Here is a 15,146-nt window from a genome sequence, read left to right on the forward strand (position 1 = left end):
CATGAGCAGCACCGACAGCGTCAAGAGCATCCGCAGCTTCGCCGAGTTCTACCCCTTCTACCTGGGCGAACACAGCAACCGGACCTGCCGGCGCCTGCACTTCGTCGGCTCGACGCTGAGCCTGCTGTGCCTGGCCGCCGCGCTCTACACCGGCCAGTGGCGCTTTGCGCTGCTCGCGCTGCTGTGCGGCTATGGCTTCGCCTGGATCGGCCACTTCGGTTTCGAGAAGAACCGCCCGGCGTCGTTCAAGCGCCCGCTCTACAGCTTGATGGGCGACTGGGTGATGTACAAGGACATCTGGACCGGGCGCATCAAGTTCTGATCAGGCGGCCAGCAGCGGCCGCAGATTGCTCAGCATGTCCTGCGCCATCTGGCTCAGCTCGTAGTCGAGCTGCCAGCCCCAGTCGGCCCGCGCCGCGCTGTCGTCGATGCGCTGCGGCCAGCTGGCGGCGATCGCCTGGCGGAAGTCCGGTGCGTAACTGATCTCGAAGCCGGGGATGTGCTTGCGGATCTCGGCGGCGATCTCGCGCGGCGTGAAGCTGACGCCGGCCAGGTTGTAGCTGCCACGCTGCTTGATCTGCTCGGCCGGCGCCTCCATCAGCTCGATGGTGGCGCGCAGCGCGTCGGGCATATACATCATCGGCAAGGCCTGGGCCTCTTCGAGGAAGCAGCTGTAGCGGCCGGTCTTCAGCGCGGCGTGGAAGATGTCGATCGCATAGTCGGTGGTGCCGCCGCCGGGCGGGGTCTTCCAGCTGATCAGGCCCGGATAGCGCAGGCTGCGCACATCGACGCCGTGCTTGGCGTGGTACCAGGCGCACCAGCGCTCGCCGGCCAGCTTGGAGATGCCGTAGATGGTGGTCGGGTCCATCACGCAAGTCTGCGGTGTGTCCAGGGCCGGCGTGTTCGGGCCGAAGGCGGCGATCGAGCTGGGCCAGAAGATCTTGTCGAGCTTCTGCACCCGCGCCAGCTCCAGCACATTCAGCAGGCCCTTCATATTCAGGTCCCAGGCCCACATCGGGTGCTGCTCGCCGGTGGCCGACAGCGCGGCGGCCAGGTGGTAGATCTGGCTCACGCCATGGCGCTTGACCACGGCCGCCAGCGCGGCGGCGTCGGTGACGTCCAGCATCTCGTGGGTCAGCGCCGGCACCCGGCCCTCGGGCGCCAGATCACTGGTGATGACGGCGGTGTTGCCATGGCGCAGCGCCAGTTCCTGGGCCAGCTCGGTGCCGATCTGGCCGTTGGCGCCGATGATCAGAATCTTTGTTGTCATGCTCATCAGCCCTTGATCAGACCCAGCTCGCGACCGGCTTGTGTGAAGGCGGCCACCGCTTTTTCCAGATGCTCGCGCTCGTGCACGGCCGAGATCTGCACGCGGATGCGGGCCTGGCCCTTGGGCACGACCGGGAAGAAGAAGCCCACCGCGTAGATGCCCAGCTCCAGGATGCGGGCGCTGAGTTTTTGCGCCAGCACCGCGTCGTGGACCATGATGGGCACGATGGGGTGGCTGCCGGGCTTGATTTCGAAGCCGGCCGCCTGGATCGCCTCGCGGAAGTAGGCGGTATTGGCCTCCAGCTTGTCGCGCAGCGCGGTCGAGCCCTCCAGCAGATCCAGCACCGCCAGCGAGGCGCCGACGATGGACGGCGCCACGGTGTTGGAGAACAGATAGGGGCGCGAGCGCTGGCGCAAGAGTTCGATCACCTCCTTGCGGCCGGTCGTGAAACCGCCCGAGGCGCCGCCCAGGGCCTTGCCCAGCGTGCCGGTGATGATGTCGACCTGGCCGAAGACATCGCGATACTCATGCGTGCCGCGGCCGGTCTTGCCGAGAAAGCCGCTGGCATGGCACTCGTCGATGCCCAGCAGCGCGCCGAAACGGTCGGTGATCGCGCGGATCTTGTCGAGCTGGGCGATGGTGCCGTCCATCGAGAACACGCCGTCGGTGAACACCAGCGTGAAGCGCGCGCCGGCCGCCTTGGCCTCTTCGAGCTTGGCCTCCAGATCGGCCATATCGTTGTGCTTGTAGCGATAGCGCCTGGCCTTGCACAGGCGGATGCCGTCGATGATGGAGGCGTGGTTCAGCTCGTCGCTGATGATGGCGTCCTGCTCGCCCAGCAGCGGCTCGAACAGACCGCCGTTGGCGTCGAACGCGGCCGCGTAGAGGATGGTGTCCTCGGTGCCGAGGAACTTGGCCAGCCGGGCTTCGAGGGTCTTGTGGATGTCCTGCGTGCCGCAGATGAAACGCACCGAGGACAGGCCGTAGCCGTGGGTTCGCAGCGCCTCATGCGCGGACTCGATGACGGCCGGATGCGAGGACAGGCCCAGATAGTTGTTGGCGCAGAGATTGATCACCTTGCGGCCATCGGCGGTCTGCACCACCGCGCCCTGCGGCGTCGTGATGATGCGCTCGCTCTTGTAGAGCCCGGCCTCGCGGATGCCGGCCAGCTCGGCCCGCAGATGGGCGTAGAAATCGTCGCGTGTGCTCATCAAAGCTCTCCTGGTGCACAATCCACTAAACAGAACACAGTTCGATATATCGAATTGTTGTGCAGTATCTGAGATTAGCTTTTCAAGGTCAAGCCATGTCCGCCAACCTGTCCGAGTCTTTGGAGCCGCCCCGCGTCGGCGCCACCCTGCAGTCGCTGCGCCAGGCGCAGGGCCTGTCGCTGGACGAGTTGTCGCGCCGCGCCGGTGTCTCGAAGTCCATGCTGTCGCAGATCGAACGCAACCAGGCGAATCCGACCGTGGCCGTGGTCTGGCGCCTGGCGAACGCCTTGCGGGTGGAGCTGTCCGAGCTGCTCAGCGGCGAAAAGCCGGCCGCGCCGGCGATCGAGACCGTGGCCTCGCATGCGACGCCCAGCCTGGCCAGCCCGGACGGGCTGTGCGTGCTGCGCATCCTCGGGCCCATCGATCTGGCCGGACAGTTCGAGTGGTACGAGCTGACGGTGCAGCCCGGCGGCGCGCTCGAATCGGCCGCCCACGAGCCCGGCTCGCGCGAGCATCTGTCGGTGCTGGGCGGCGAACTGGAGGTCAGCGCCGGCGTGATCAGCCAGGCGCTGAAGGCCGGCGAGACGGCACGCTACGCCGTCGACGGCCCGCACGCGATACGCAATCGCGGCAGCGAGCCGGCCACCGCCTTACTGGTGGTGCTGCACCCCTAGCAACTCGGCCAGCGTGCAATCGGCCCAGTCGCCACGCGCCCACAGCGGCGCCAGGCTGCCGCCGGCACCGGCCAGCAGGGCCTGCAGCAGCGGCGCGGCGGGCGTCTCTTCGGGCGTGCGCAGCAGCACCAGGCGCGGTGCGCCCTCCTCCTCCAGCCGACCCAGCCAGTCCAAGCCCAGCAAGGCCTCCAGCGCCGGCTCCAGCTGCAGCGGATCGATGCGCAGGCGCCGCGCCAGCTCCTGGGCGGCAATGCCCGGCTCGCCGGCCTGGCGCGCCCGCCACAGCTCGCGCAAGGCCTCCAGCGCCAGCTCCAGCTGCAGGCCCGGCACCTCGGGCCGGTGCAGCATGCGCCCGCCCAGCGCCGGGATATTGGCGGCCAGCAAGGCGCCCAGCAGCATCACGACCCAGCCCAGATACATCCAGATCAGGAAGATCGGCACGGTGGCGAAGGCACCGTACAGCGTCGAGTAGGTCGGCACCTGCTTGACATACCAGGCCAGCAGGCTTTTGGTCAGGTCGAAGGCCAGCGCGACGAAGATGCCGCCGGCCAGCGCGTGGCGCCAGCGCACCTCGGTATTGGGCACATAGCGGAACAGCCCGGCAACGGCCAGGCTCAGCACCACCAGTTCGACGCCGTTGAGCAGCGCCGCCAGCCCGCCCGGCATGCCGCCCACAATGCCCTTGCCGGCGGTGATCGCATAGCCGGTCAGCGTCAGGCTGGCGCCCAGCAGCAGCGGCCCCAGGGTCAGCGCGGCCCAGTAGACCAGCATGCGCTGCATCATCGGCCGCGGCCGCTTGACGCGCCAGATGGTGTTGAGCGTGCGGTCTATCGTGAACATCAGCGCCAGCGCGGTGGCGCCAAGCACGACCAGGCCTACCAGGCCCAGGCGATTGGCCTTGGCGGCGAACTGGGTCAGCGCGGCCAGCACCGGCTTGGCGATATTGGGTGGGATCAGGCTTTGCAGGAAGTAGGTTTCCAGCGAGCGCTGGAAGCTGGCGAAGATCGGAAAGGCGGTGAACAGCGCCAGCATCACCGTCAGCAGCGGCACCAACGAGATCAGCGTCGTGAAGGTCAGGCTGCCGGCCGTCTGGCCCAGCCGCGCCTCGGCAAAGCGCAGGCGCAGGGTCTGCAGGGTGGCCAGCCAGGGCCAGCTCATCAGCGTGTTCAGAAAGCCGGCGGCGCTGTCCTCGGACGGCACGGCGGCAGGGGTTCTTGTCGTCATGCTGGCTATGATGCCAGCCATGTCCTCCCGCTCCGACAAACCACCGATCAAAACCTCCTCGCGCACCCAGGCCACGGCCCAGGAAGCGCTGTCCCGCAATCTGGCCCTGGGCGCGCTGGCCGCGCTCTTCCTGCTGTGCCTGGCCTGGGAGCTGTGGCTGGCACCGACCGGCCGCGGCACACTGGCCGTCAAGGCCTTGCCGCTGCTGATTCCCTTTGTCGGCCTGTGGCGCTACCGGCTCTACACCTTCCGCTGGCTGAGCCTGATGGTCTGGCTCTATTTTGCCGAGGGCGCGGTGCGCGCCACCAGCGATGTCGGTCCCTCGGTGCCGCTGGCCTGGGCCGAGCTGCTGCTCTCCAGCCTGATCTTCGTCGCCTGCGCAATGCATGTCCGTCAACGTCTGAACGCGGCCAAGCAGGCCGCCACACCATGAATCTGCTGAACGAATTGCGGGAGGCCCTAGGCGCCTCCCAGGTCCTGGTCGAGGGCGATCTGTCGGCCTACGAGATGGATTGGCGCCGCCGCTTTCCCGGCCGGGCCCTGGCCGTGGTCCGGCCCGGCAGCACGGCCGAGGTGGCCGCCGTCGTGCGCCTGTGCGCCACCTACGGCGTCAGCCTGGTACCGCAGGGCGGCAATACCGGCTTGGTCGGCGGCTCGACGCCCGACGCCAGCGGCACGCAGCTGCTGCTGAGCCTGGCCCGGCTCAACAAGGTGCGCGCCATCGATGCGGCCAATCTGACGATGACGGTGGAGGCCGGCTGCGTGCTGCAGACGGTGCAGGAGGCGGCGGCCGGCGCCGGCTTGCTGTTCCCGCTGAGCCTGGCGGCCGAGGGCAGCTGCACGATTGGCGGCAATCTGGCCAGCAATGCCGGCGGCACCCAGGTGCTGCGCTACGGCAATGCGCGCGATCTGTGCCTGGGCCTGGAGGTCGTGACGGCCGCCGGCGAGGTCTGGGAAGGCCTGTCGGGCCTGCGCAAGGACAACACCGGCTACGACCTGCGCGATCTCTTCATCGGCAGCGAGGGCACCTTGGGCGTGATCACCGCCGCGACCCTGAAGCTCTACCCCCGGCCGGCTGCGCGCATGACGGCGCTGGCCGCCTGCGACACGCTGGAAGCGGCCGTGGCGCTGCTGAGCCTGGCGCAGGCGCGGCTCGGCGCGGGCCTGACCGGCTTCGAGGTGATGAACCAGTTCTCGCTGGACCTGGTGCGCAAGCATTTCCCGCAGCTGCGCCAGCCGCTGCCGCCCAGCCCCTGGACCGTGCTGCTGGAGCTGTCCGACACCGAGAGCGAGGCCCACGCCCGCACGATGTTCGAAGGCCTGCTGGAGCGGGCGCTGGAGTCCGAACTCATCAGCGACGCGGCGGTGGCCGAGAGCCTGGAGCAGTCGCACGGGCTCTGGCATCTGCGCGAATCGATACCGCTGGCCCAGGTCGAGGAAGGCCTGAACATCAAGCACGATATCGCGCTGCCGGTGTCTCGCATCCCCGCCTTCGTGGCCGCCACCGATGCGGCGCTGGCGGCAGCCTTCCCCGGCGTGCGCATGGTGGACTTCGGTCATCTGGGCGACGGCAATCTGCACTACAACGTGCAGGCCCCCGAGGGCGTGGCCGCCGCCGACTTCCTGCGCGAGCACGAGGCGGCGATCAACCACATCGTCTATGACGCGGTGCTGGCCCAGGGCGGCTCGATCTCGGCCGAGCACGGCATCGGCCAGCTCAAGCGCGAGGAACTGGCCGAGCGCAAGAGCCCGGTCGCGCTGGGTCTGATGCGGGCAATAAAAAAGGCCCTGGATCCCCAGGGCCTGATGAATCCGGGCCGCGTGCTGTAGGCCCCAGCCGTCCTCAGTCGGCTCCCTGAGGCTGCGTGACCGCCGGGCGGCGGCCGCGCAGCCGGTCGACCAGCTTCATCACCATGCGGAAGATGAAGCGCAGCATCAGCAGGGTCAGGACGGCCTCGACAAAGGTCAGCGTGAAGGCCACGGCGGTGTTCCAGCGCGCCTCGCGGCGGCCGAACTTGGCGATCATGCGGTCCTTGGCGATCTCGATGCTGTCGTAGAAGCTCGGCACCATCAGCAGCGTCAGAAAGGTCGAGGTGATGGTGCCGCCGATGATGGCCACCGCCATCGGCCGATAGAACTCACCGCCCTCGCCCACGCCGATGGCCACCGGCAACATGCCGGCCACCAGGGCAAAGGTGGTCATCAGAATGGGCCGGAAACGCATGCGGCCGGCATGCATCAGCGCTTCCTCGCGGGGCACGCCCTTGGCCTCCTCCTGGCGTGCGGCGTCCAGCAGCAGGATCGCGTTCTTCGCCACCAGGCCGGCCAGCATGATGATGCCGATGAAGCTCATCAGGTTCAGCGTGCCGCCGGTCAGCAGCAGCGCCACGACGACGCCGATCAGCGACAGCGGCTGCGACAGCATCACGCCCAGCGGCGCGGTGAAGGAGCCGAACTGCATCACCAGGATCAGATACATCAGGCCTATGCCGGAGGCCAGGGCCACGGCCATCGCACCGAACACTTCTTCCTGGTCGGCCGAGGCGCCGGCCAGCTCGATGCCATAGCCGGGCGGGAACTGGATGGACTTGGCCAGCTTGACCGCATCGGCCGTCACCTCGCCGGCCGAGCGGCCCTGGGCATTGGCCGAGACCGCGATCATGCGCTTGCCGTCCGCATGCTGGATCTTGGACGGGCCCTTGCCCATGGTCACGGTGGCGATCTGCTCCAGCGGCACCATCATGCCGCTGCCGGCCACGGTGATCGGCAGGCGCTCGATATTGCTGGCGTCGACCCGGTCCTCCGGTGCCAGGCGCACCGCCACATCGCGGGTCTCGCCGCTGGGGTCGACCCAGTCGCCGACCTCGACGCCGGCAAAGGCCACGCGCAGGGCATTGGCGGCATCGCCGACCGAGATGCCCAGCGAGTTGGCCAGGCCGCGGTTGAGCTCGATCTGCAACTCGTCCTGCGGGTCCTGCTCGGACAGGCCCACATCCACCGCGCCGGGCACCTGGCGCAGCTTGGCCATGTAGTCGTTGGTGATCGCTAGCAGCTTGCGCGAGTCCTCGCCGGAGAAGCGGATCTGCACAGGCTTCTGCGCGCCATTGTTCAGATCGTCCAGCACCACATACTCGGCGCCGACCAGCCGGGAGACACGCGCGCGCAGGTCCGTCGCAATCTCGGCGGCCGAGCGCTTGCGCTCGGTGCTCTTGCCCAGGTCCACATAGATGCGGCCGCCGCTGACATTGACCTGGCTGTTGGTGGCCTTGGTCTCGGGAATCTCGCGTGCCAGCTTGGCGGCAGCCTCCATCTTCAGCTTCGAGTACTCGAGGCTGGAGCTGGCCGGGGTGCGCACCTCGACGGCAATGGTGCCGGCATCCGACGCCGGCAGGAAGCTGGAGCCGCCGAACTTGGCCTGCAGCGCGATCGCCAGCACAAAGCTCAGCACCGCGAACGCGGCCATCCAGCGCCGGTGATGCAGGGCCCAGGCGATCACCTGGCCATAGCGGTCGGCCTGGCGGTCGAACCAGTCATTGAAGCGCTGCAGATAGAGCGACAAGCCCTTCTTCGGCGCCTCATGATGGCCCGGAGGGTCGCCCCAGAAGGCCGACAGCATCGGATCCAGCGTGAAGGAGATGAACAGGCTGACCAGCACCGAGGCGACGACGGTGAGGCCGAAGGGGCGGAACCACTCGCCCGAGACACCGGGCATGAAGGCCACCGGCACAAAGACCGCGACGATGGAGAAGGTGGTGGCGGCCACGGCCATGCCGATCTCGGCCGTGCCGTTGAGCGCCGCGCTGCGCCGGTCGGCACCGCGCTCCATATGGCGCACGATGTTCTCGCGCACCACGATGGCGTCATCGATCAGCACGCCGATCGCCAGCGACAGACCCAGCAAGCTCATGAAGTTCAGCGTGAAGCCGCACAGCCAGACCGCGATGAAGGCGGCCACCACCGAGGTCGGCAGCGACAAGGCGGTGATCAGCGTCGAGCGCCAGGAGTTCAGGAACACATAGACGACCAGAATCGTCAGGCCGGCGCCGAACACCAGCGCATGGATCACATTGTTGAGGCTGTTCTCGGCGTCCTCGCCACCGTCCTGCGTGACCTCCAGCGTGGTGCCGGCCGGCAGGGTCTTGGCCGTCGCCGCGACCAGCTTGCGGATCTCGTTGGCCACCGCCACGGTCGAGGCATCCCGGGAGCGCGTCACCGACAGGCCCACATTCGGGTGGCCGTTGCGCACGCTGATGCTCTGGCGCTCGGCAAAGCCGTCGCGGATGCTGGCCACCTGGCCCAGACGCACCAGCTGCTCGCCCTGGCGCTTGACGACGATCTGCTCGAACTCGGCCGGCGATTCGATGCGCCCCAGCAGCCGGATGCTCTGATCCTGCATGCTGCCGCGCACCTTGCCAACCGGCGCGGTGGTGTTCTGGCTGCGCAGCGCGTTGACCACCTCGGTGACCGAGACGTTGAACTCGCGCAGCTTCTGCGCATGCAGCAGCACCGACAGCTCGCGGCTCAGCGCGCCGTTGACATTGACCGTGGCCACGCCGTTGATGGCGCGGAACTTGTCGGCCAGGTCATCCTCGGCCAGGCGCGAGATCTCGGCATGGCTCTGGCTGTTGGACGACAGCGCCAGCTGCATGATGGGCTGGGACGAAGGGTCGAAGCGCTGCAGCACCGGCTCGCGCATTTCCAGCGGCAGCTTGTGCCGCACTGCGCCGATGGCGTTGCGCACCTCGTCGGCCGCCTCGATCATGTTCTTGTCGAAGTTGAAGATCAGCACCATCTGGGCGCTGCCCTCATTGGCGGTGGCACGCACCTCCTTGACACCGGCGATGCTCTGAAACGATTTCTCGATGCGGTTGACGATCTCGCGCTCGGCCGTCTCGGGCGAGGCGCCCGGATAGTTGATGCTGACCACCAGCACCGGTTCCTCGACATCGGGAATCTGGTTGACGCGCAGCTTGTTGAGCGCCAGCAGCCCCAGGGCCATCAGGCTGATGATGATGACGATGGTCGCGACCGGCTTCTTGACACTGAAGTTGGAGAGAAACATCTCAACCTCCCCGGCTCGCGGAGGCCGATGCGGCGGCGGCAGCCGGCTTGGCAAACTCCACCGCACGACCTTCGCTCAGAGCATTGTTCGGATGGCGCAGCACCTGGTCGCCCGGCTTGAGGCCGACACTGACCTGGTAGAGGCCCTGGCGCTCGTCGCGCTCGCCCAGCTTGACGGCCACCCGGACCAGCTTGCCGTCCTGCACGCGCCAGACATAGGCCTGGTCGCCCTCGCGCTGGATCGCGCCATCGGCCAGCATCAGCGCGCTGGTGCTCTGGCTCTGTACCCGGCCCTCGGCGTAGAGGCCGGCCACGCCGGGCTGCTGCTCGCCGGCGAAATCAACCAGCACCTCGACCTGGCGCGTGGTGGGGTTGGCGGCCGCCGCGATGCGCCGCACCTTGCCCTCGAAATCGGACTGGGTATAGCCGTTGACCTTGAAGAAGACCGTCTGCTCCACCTTCAGCTCGCTCATGCGGTCGGCCGAGACCAGGCCTTCGAAACGCATGCTGCTCGGGTCTATCACCTTGACCAGCTCCTTGCCGACCTGGGCGGTATCGCCGGCCGAGACCTTGCGGTCGGAGACGATGCCGTCAAACGGCGCGCGGGCCTCGGTGCGCTGCAGCTGCTGGCGGGCAGTGGCCGCGCGTGCCTTGGCTTCCACCAGCTCGCTTTGCGCGTTGTTGCGGCGGATCTCGGCGTCTTCCATCGCCTGCATCGAACTCATGCCCTGGGCCTGCAGGGTCTTCATGCGCTGGAACTGGCGCTCGGCCTGCTCGAAGCTCTGCGCGGCGGCACGCGCCGCCTGCTCGGCCGAGGACAGGGTTTCGCGGATCGCGCTGTCGTCCAGCCGCACCAGCAGATCGCCGCGCCGGACCTTCTCGCCGTTTTCCTTGAACACCTGCAGCACCATGGCCTGCACCTCGGCGCGCAGATCGGCGCGCTTTTCCGGCTGGACCGAACCGGTGATCACCGGGCCGCTGGCATAGGTCGACAAGCCCATGGACTGCAGGTCTTCGGTGGACAGCAGCAGCGGCTTGGCGGCGGCCGGTGCCTTGGCCGCCTGGGCGGTGCCCGCGCCGTCGGCGCCGGGCTTGCCGCAGGCGCCCAGCAGGAGTATCAAAGAGCTGACGAGGACAAGGGCGGGCAGGCGATGGCGCATCATCTAGGGGGCTCCGGTATTGTTTTGCGAGCGCCTCCCATGAAGCGCACCAGCCGGGAATCTTGCCACGCGGGACGCGGCCGGCCCAGCCCGCTGCGACAAACGCAAGCTTTGCACCGCTGAACAGCGAAAACAGCGGACAGGCGGCGACCGAGGCGGCCGAGCCGCGTGCTACTGCAGCGTGCCCTTGAGCGCCTCGGGCACGGCCAGCGCCATCACCGCGATGCCCTCGTCGGCCAGGGCCACCGCTTCCTCGCGGCTGGCGCGGCCACGGATGCCGCGCTGCTCGACCTCGCCGTAGTGGATGCGGCGGGCCTCTTCGGCAAAGCGCTCGCCGACATCCTCGGTGCGGGCCAGCAGTTGCTGGACCGCCTGCAGGGCGGCCTGCTGGACCTGCTGCTGCGGATCGGCGGGCGGCGTGGGCTTGGGCTCGGCGGCAGGCCCGCGCAGATGCGAGACGTTCAGGCGCGGCGCGCTGGGCAGGCGCTGCACCTCGGTGGACGCGCAGACCGGGCAGCCGACCAGGCCACGGCCCAGCTGCGATTCGAAATCATTGGCTGAGCCGAACCAGCCCTCGAAGCGGTGCTCCCGCTTGCATGACAGATTCAAGACAAGCATGGTCGCGATGATAGGCAGGCCGGCCTCAGCCCGCCGGCTGCCAGTCCAATACCCATGCACCGGCCTGCCAGCGCTGCAGCCACAGCAGGCCGATCAGGGTCTTGGCATCGGTCATGGCGCCGCTGGCGGCCAGCGCGTCGAGCTCGGCCGGCGTGTGGGTGACCAGATCAAGGAATTCGCCCTCGTCGAGGCGACGCTCGCCGGCCGTCAGACCGCGTGCGAAGAAGATCTGAATGCCCTCGTCGGAATAGGCGATTGCGTTGTGCAGCACGCCGGCATGGGCCCATTCACGCGCGGTGTAGCCGGTTTCCTCGAGCAGCTCGCGCTGCGCGCAGCGCAGCGGCGCCTCGCCTGCATCGAGCTTGCCGGCCGGGAACTCCAGCATCACCCGGCCCATCGGGTAGCGGTACTGACGCTCCATCAGCAGCCGGCCGTCATCGAGCAGGGGCACGACCATCACCGCACCGGGATGGACGATGTACTCGCGGGCAGCCTCGGCGCCGTCCGGCAGGCGGATGCGGTCCCGGCGCACATCGAGAAAATGGCCGCGGTAGACCTGGGTCGAATCGAGCTGCAGCTCGCGCAGCGCCTCGTCCTTGTGGTTGCGCTTGTCCTCAGCCGCCATGTCGACCCCGCCGCAGATAGCACCAGACAAAGCCGGGGAAACCCAGCGTGATGAACAGGCACAGCGCGGCCGCATAGAACTCCCAGCCCTGCGGCTGGCGCTGGCCCTGGTAGGACTCCAGCGCGAAACCCAGAGCCAGGGTCAGCAGGGCCAGCAGCAAGAGCTCCAGCGCGCGCCAGCCAAAGGGCTTGGCGACGCGCTTGGGGCCCAGCAGCAGCACGCGGCTGCTGAAGTACGGCGCATTGGCCGCGATCACCGCGACAAGCAGCACCAGCCAGACGGCAGCGGACTGATCCATTCAGCGCGGCGCGTCAGGGAGCCAGCAGCTTGACGATGGCGGTGCCGCACATGGCCATCAGGCCGCCGGGCAGCAGACCGAACACCAGCACGGCGGCGCCATTGAGCGACATCACGGCGCGCACATCGGCCGGCGCGCTCAGCGGCGCGCTGTCGGTGGGCTCGTCGAAGAACATCACCTTGATGACGCGCAGGTAGTAAAAAGCCCCCACCAGCGACAGCACGACGGCAAACACCGCCAGCGCCAGATAGAGCTGGGAACCGGTGGTGACCATGGCTTGCAGCACGGCCAGCTTGGCGTAGAAGCCCGCAGTCGGCGGGATGCCGGCCAGCGAGAACATGAAGATGGTCATCACCAGCGCGAACCAGGGGCTGCGCTTGGCCAGGCCGGCCAGGTCCTTGATCTCCTCGGCCTCATGGCCCTGGCGCGACAGCAGCAGGATCATGCCGAAGGTGCCCAGCGTCGTCAGCACATAGGTGACCGAGTAGAACAGCGCCGAGCTGTAGGCATTGGCCATGCCGGCGTGGTTGTCGCCGATCACGCCCGAGGCCATCGCCAGCAGCATGAAGCCCATCTGCGCAATCGTCGAGTAGGCCAGCATGCGCTTGAGATTGCTCTGCGCGATGGCCGCCAGATTGCCGATCACCAACGACACCACGGCCAGCACGATCAGCATCTGCTGCCAATCGAAGGCCAGGCCCAGCATGCCCTCCACCAGCAGGCGGATCGTGATCGCGAATGCCGCCAGCTTGGGTGCGGCGCCGATCAGCAGGGTCACCGCCGTCGGCGCGCCCTGGTAGACGTCGGGCACCCACATATGGAAGGGGGCTGCACCCAGCTTGAAGGCAAGACCTGCCACCACGAAGACCACGCCGAACACCAGCACCGACTTGTTCGGGGCGCCGGTGGCGATCACATCGAACACCTGCGGGATGTGCAGCGAGCCGGTGGCGCCGTACATCATCGACAGGCCGTAGAGCAGGAAGCCGCTGGCCAGCGCGCCCAGCACAAAGTACTTCATCGCCGCTTCGGTCGAGACCGCGTGGTCACGGCGCAGCGCCACCAGCGCATACAGCGACAGGCTCATCAATTCCAGGCCGAGATAGAGCACCAGGAAGTTGTGGGCCTGCAGCATCACCATGATGCCCAGCAGGGAGAACAGGCTCAGCGTGAACAGCTCGCCCTTCAGGATCTCGCGCTCGGCCGCATAGGGGCGCGCATAGACCAGGGTCACGAAGGTCGCAATGCAGGCGAAGAAGCCCAGCAGATGGCCCATCGGGTCGGACACCACCATGCCCTGCATCGCCGATTCGGTGACGCCGCCATTGAAGGCATTCAGATGCATGGCGCCGACAACCACCAGGGTCAGCTGGGTCAGCCAGTAGGTCGGGCGGCGTGCCGGGTCGGTGACCCACAGGTCCACCATGGCCACGACGCAGGCCATGGCCAGCAGGATGATTTCGGGATAAACCGCGAGCCAGTTCATAGTCGTCATTGTTGCTTGGCCCATCTCAGACTCCACCCAGCTTGCTGGTGGCCACATGCTTGAGCAGCTCGGTCACCGAAACCTGCATCACGTCGGTGAAGGGTTTGGGGTAGAGGCCCATGAACAGCGTAGCCAGGGCCAGCACGGCCAGCATCAGGAATTCACGCGCATTGATGTCGGTCAGCGCGCGCACATTGTCATTGGTCATCGGGCCGAAGTAGACGCGCTTGTACATCCACAGCGTGTAGGCGGCGCCGAAGATCAGCGCGGTGGCGGCGATCGCGCCAAGCCAGAAGTCGTACTGCACCGTGCCGATGATCACCATCCACTCGCCGACGAAACCGGCGGTGGCGGGCAGGCCGCAATTGGCCATCGCGAAGAACAGCGCGAAGGCGGCGAACTTGGGCATGGTGTTGACCACGCCACCATAGGCCGCGATCTCACGCGAATGCACGCGGTCGTAGAGCACGCCGATGCACAGGAACATCGCGCCGGAGACAAAGCCGTGCGAGATCATCTGCACCAGGCCGCCGGCCACGCCCAGCTCGTTGAAGATGAAGAAGCCCAGCGTCACGAAGCCCATGTGGGCGATCGAGGAATAGGCCACCAGCTTCTTCATGTCCTTCTGCACCAGGGCCACCAGGCCGATGTAGACCACCGCGATCAGCGACATCGCGATGATGACCCAGGACCAGTGGTGGGCCGCATCGGGCGCGATCGGCATCGAGAAGCGCAGGAAGCCGTAGGCGCCGAGCTTCAGCATGATGGCGGCCAGCACCACCGAGCCGCCGGTGGGCGCCTCGACGTGGGCATCGGGCAGCCAGGTGTGCACCGGCCACATCGGCACCTTGACCGCGAAGGCCGCCAGGAAGGCGAAGAACAGCAGCGTCTGCGCCGTCATCGGCAGCGGCAGCTTGTGCCAGGTCTGGATGTCGAAGGAACCGCCGGACTGGAAGTACAGATACAGCAGCGCGATCAGCATCAACAGCGAACCGGCCAGCGTGTAGAGGAAGAACTTGAAGGCCGCGTAGACGCGGTTGGCGCCGCCCCAGACGCCGATGATGATGTACATCGGGATCAGCGTGGCCTCGAAGAACACATAGAACAGCAAGCCGTCCAGCGCCGAGAACACGCCGACCATCAGACCCGACAGGATCAGGAAGGCGCCCATGTACTGATTGACGCGCTCCTCGATCACCTCCCAGGCGGCGATCACGACGATCACCGTGATGAAGGCCGTCAGCGGCACGAACCACATCGAGATGCCGTCGACACCCAGGTGGTACATCACATTGAAGCGCTCGATCCAGGCCAGCTTCTCGCTGAACTGCATCGCGGCGGTCGAGGTATCGAAGCCGGTGATCAGCGGCACGGTCACCGCGAAGCTCGCCAGCGCGGCGATCAGCGCCATCCAGCGTGCGTTGGTGGCCTGGCTGTCACGCCCCAGGGCCAGCAGCGCAAGGCCGCTGAAGATGGGCAACCAGATGGCAAGACTCAACAATCCCATTATTTTTCTCCG

Annotated in this window: 14 protein-coding genes; 4 read left to right on the forward strand and 10 right to left on the reverse strand. The window is 67.3% G+C overall.

Translation table 11 applies throughout. The annotated features are described in order from the left end of the window. Position 1: 1 nt before the first annotated feature. Entirely contained in the window at positions 2 to 322 is a 321-nt protein-coding gene (locus ABGI63_RS16720) for an Mpo1-like protein (RefSeq protein WP_349743484.1), read from the forward strand. On the opposite strand, the gene ABGI63_RS16725 is transcribed toward ABGI63_RS16720, so the two are convergent. Both ABGI63_RS16725 and kbl read right to left on the reverse strand, forming a co-directional pair. Continuing rightward, positions 323 to 1,276: an NAD-dependent epimerase/dehydratase family protein gene (locus ABGI63_RS16725; protein ID WP_432767433.1), complete on the reverse strand. Its 954-nt coding sequence runs from the start codon at positions 1,274 to 1,276 to the stop codon at positions 323 to 325. Continuing rightward, positions 1,276 to 2,481: a glycine C-acetyltransferase gene (gene kbl / locus ABGI63_RS16730; RefSeq protein WP_349743486.1), complete on the reverse strand. Its 1,206-nt coding sequence runs from the start codon at positions 2,479 to 2,481 to the stop codon at positions 1,276 to 1,278. The genes ABGI63_RS16725 and kbl overlap by 1 nt, the downstream gene beginning before the upstream one ends. 95 nt (positions 2,482 to 2,576) lie before the next feature. Here kbl and ABGI63_RS16735 point away from each other — a divergent pair, with 95 nt between their 5' ends. Then, positions 2,577 to 3,155: a helix-turn-helix domain-containing protein gene (locus ABGI63_RS16735; protein ID WP_349743488.1), complete on the forward strand. Its 579-nt coding sequence runs from the start codon at positions 2,577 to 2,579 to the stop codon at positions 3,153 to 3,155. On the opposite strand, the gene ABGI63_RS16740 is transcribed toward ABGI63_RS16735, so the two are convergent. After that, positions 3,132 to 4,379: a YihY family inner membrane protein gene (locus tag ABGI63_RS16740; protein WP_349743489.1), complete on the reverse strand. Its 1,248-nt coding sequence runs from the start codon at positions 4,377 to 4,379 to the stop codon at positions 3,132 to 3,134. The two genes, ABGI63_RS16735 and ABGI63_RS16740, sit on opposite strands and share 24 nt — an antisense overlap. Positions 4,380 to 4,398: 19 nt before the next feature. Between ABGI63_RS16740 and ABGI63_RS16745 the strand changes: the two genes are divergently transcribed. Further along, positions 4,399 to 4,812 carry a DUF2069 domain-containing protein gene (locus ABGI63_RS16745; RefSeq protein WP_137943514.1) on the forward strand — a complete coding sequence of 138 codons (414 nt, stop codon included), beginning with the start codon at positions 4,399 to 4,401 and terminating at the stop codon, positions 4,810 to 4,812. Beyond that, positions 4,809 to 6,209 (forward strand): FAD-binding oxidoreductase, encoded by a 1,401-nt coding sequence (locus ABGI63_RS16750; protein ID WP_349743490.1) that lies wholly within the window; start codon positions 4,809 to 4,811, stop codon positions 6,207 to 6,209. Before ABGI63_RS16745 ends, ABGI63_RS16750 begins: the two co-directional genes overlap by 4 nt. Positions 6,210 to 6,222: 13 nt before the next feature. Here the strand turns inward: ABGI63_RS16750 and ABGI63_RS16755 are convergent, their stop codons facing one another. The 7 genes from ABGI63_RS16755 to ABGI63_RS16785 form a co-directional block, all read right to left on the reverse strand. Then, positions 6,223 to 9,441 (reverse strand): efflux RND transporter permease subunit, encoded by a 3,219-nt coding sequence (locus ABGI63_RS16755; protein ID WP_349743491.1) that lies wholly within the window; start codon positions 9,439 to 9,441, stop codon positions 6,223 to 6,225. A gap of 1 nt (position 9,442) precedes the next feature. Beyond that, positions 9,443 to 10,603, reverse strand: coding sequence for an efflux RND transporter periplasmic adaptor subunit (locus tag ABGI63_RS16760; RefSeq protein WP_349743492.1), 1,161 nt, complete (start codon positions 10,601 to 10,603; stop codon positions 9,443 to 9,445). Between the two features lie 168 nt (positions 10,604 to 10,771). Continuing rightward, positions 10,772 to 11,218, reverse strand: coding sequence for a DUF1178 family protein (locus ABGI63_RS16765; RefSeq protein ID WP_349743493.1), 447 nt, complete (start codon positions 11,216 to 11,218; stop codon positions 10,772 to 10,774). A gap of 25 nt (positions 11,219 to 11,243) precedes the next feature. Beyond that, on the reverse strand, positions 11,244 to 11,843 hold the full coding sequence (locus ABGI63_RS16770; protein ID WP_349743494.1) for an NUDIX domain-containing protein: 600 nt from the start codon (positions 11,841 to 11,843) through the stop codon (positions 11,244 to 11,246). Beyond that, a complete protein-coding gene (locus ABGI63_RS16775) occupies positions 11,833 to 12,141 on the reverse strand; it encodes a DUF2818 family protein (RefSeq protein ID WP_349743496.1) in 309 nt (102 codons plus the stop codon). Before ABGI63_RS16775 ends, ABGI63_RS16770 begins: the two co-directional genes overlap by 11 nt. A 13-nt stretch (positions 12,142 to 12,154) precedes the next feature. Next, complete coding sequence (gene nuoN / locus ABGI63_RS16780; protein WP_349743498.1) at positions 12,155 to 13,636, reverse strand: NADH-quinone oxidoreductase subunit NuoN; 1,482 nt, start codon at positions 13,634 to 13,636, stop codon at positions 12,155 to 12,157. A 16-nt stretch (positions 13,637 to 13,652) separates the two neighbouring features. Continuing rightward, positions 13,653 to 15,134: an NADH-quinone oxidoreductase subunit M gene (locus tag ABGI63_RS16785; protein ID WP_349743499.1), complete on the reverse strand. Its 1,482-nt coding sequence runs from the start codon at positions 15,132 to 15,134 to the stop codon at positions 13,653 to 13,655. Positions 15,135 to 15,146 lie beyond the last annotated feature (12 nt).

Origin of the sequence: Roseateles cavernae (genome assembly GCF_040187885.1) — a bacterium.
Classification (GTDB): Bacteria; Pseudomonadota; Gammaproteobacteria; order Burkholderiales; family Burkholderiaceae_C; genus Roseateles_E; species Roseateles_E cavernae.

What these genes read in the sequence shown, in the direction of transcription:
- ABGI63_RS16745 (WP_137943514.1), top strand. Translation starts at nt 4,399, where the DNA reads ATGTCCTCCCGCTCCGACAAACCACCGATCAAAACCTCCTCGCGCACC.
- ABGI63_RS16785 (WP_349743499.1), bottom strand. Translation starts at nt 15,134, where the DNA reads ATGGGATTGTTGAGTCTTGCCATCTGGTTGCCCATCTTCAGCGGCCTT.
- ABGI63_RS16720 (WP_349743484.1), top strand. Translation starts at nt 2, where the DNA reads ATGAGCAGCACCGACAGCGTCAAGAGCATCCGCAGCTTCGCCGAGTTC.
- ABGI63_RS16750 (WP_349743490.1), top strand. Translation starts at nt 4,809, where the DNA reads ATGAATCTGCTGAACGAATTGCGGGAGGCCCTAGGCGCCTCCCAGGTC.
- ABGI63_RS16765 (WP_349743493.1), bottom strand. Translation starts at nt 11,218, where the DNA reads ATGCTTGTCTTGAATCTGTCATGCAAGCGGGAGCACCGCTTCGAGGGC.
- nuoN (WP_349743498.1), bottom strand. Translation starts at nt 13,636, where the DNA reads ATGACGACTATGAACTGGCTCGCGGTTTATCCCGAAATCATCCTGCTG.
- ABGI63_RS16740 (WP_349743489.1), bottom strand. Translation starts at nt 4,379, where the DNA reads ATGACGACAAGAACCCCTGCCGCCGTGCCGTCCGAGGACAGCGCCGCC.
- ABGI63_RS16760 (WP_349743492.1), bottom strand. Translation starts at nt 10,603, where the DNA reads ATGATGCGCCATCGCCTGCCCGCCCTTGTCCTCGTCAGCTCTTTGATA.
- ABGI63_RS16735 (WP_349743488.1), top strand. Translation starts at nt 2,577, where the DNA reads ATGTCCGCCAACCTGTCCGAGTCTTTGGAGCCGCCCCGCGTCGGCGCC.
- ABGI63_RS16755 (WP_349743491.1), bottom strand. Translation starts at nt 9,441, where the DNA reads ATGTTTCTCTCCAACTTCAGTGTCAAGAAGCCGGTCGCGACCATCGTC.
- kbl (WP_349743486.1), bottom strand. Translation starts at nt 2,481, where the DNA reads ATGAGCACACGCGACGATTTCTACGCCCATCTGCGGGCCGAGCTGGCC.
- ABGI63_RS16775 (WP_349743496.1), bottom strand. Translation starts at nt 12,141, where the DNA reads ATGGATCAGTCCGCTGCCGTCTGGCTGGTGCTGCTTGTCGCGGTGATC.
- ABGI63_RS16725 (WP_432767433.1), bottom strand. Translation starts at nt 1,276, where the DNA reads ATGAGCATGACAACAAAGATTCTGATCATCGGCGCCAACGGCCAGATC.
- ABGI63_RS16770 (WP_349743494.1), bottom strand. Translation starts at nt 11,843, where the DNA reads ATGGCGGCTGAGGACAAGCGCAACCACAAGGACGAGGCGCTGCGCGAG.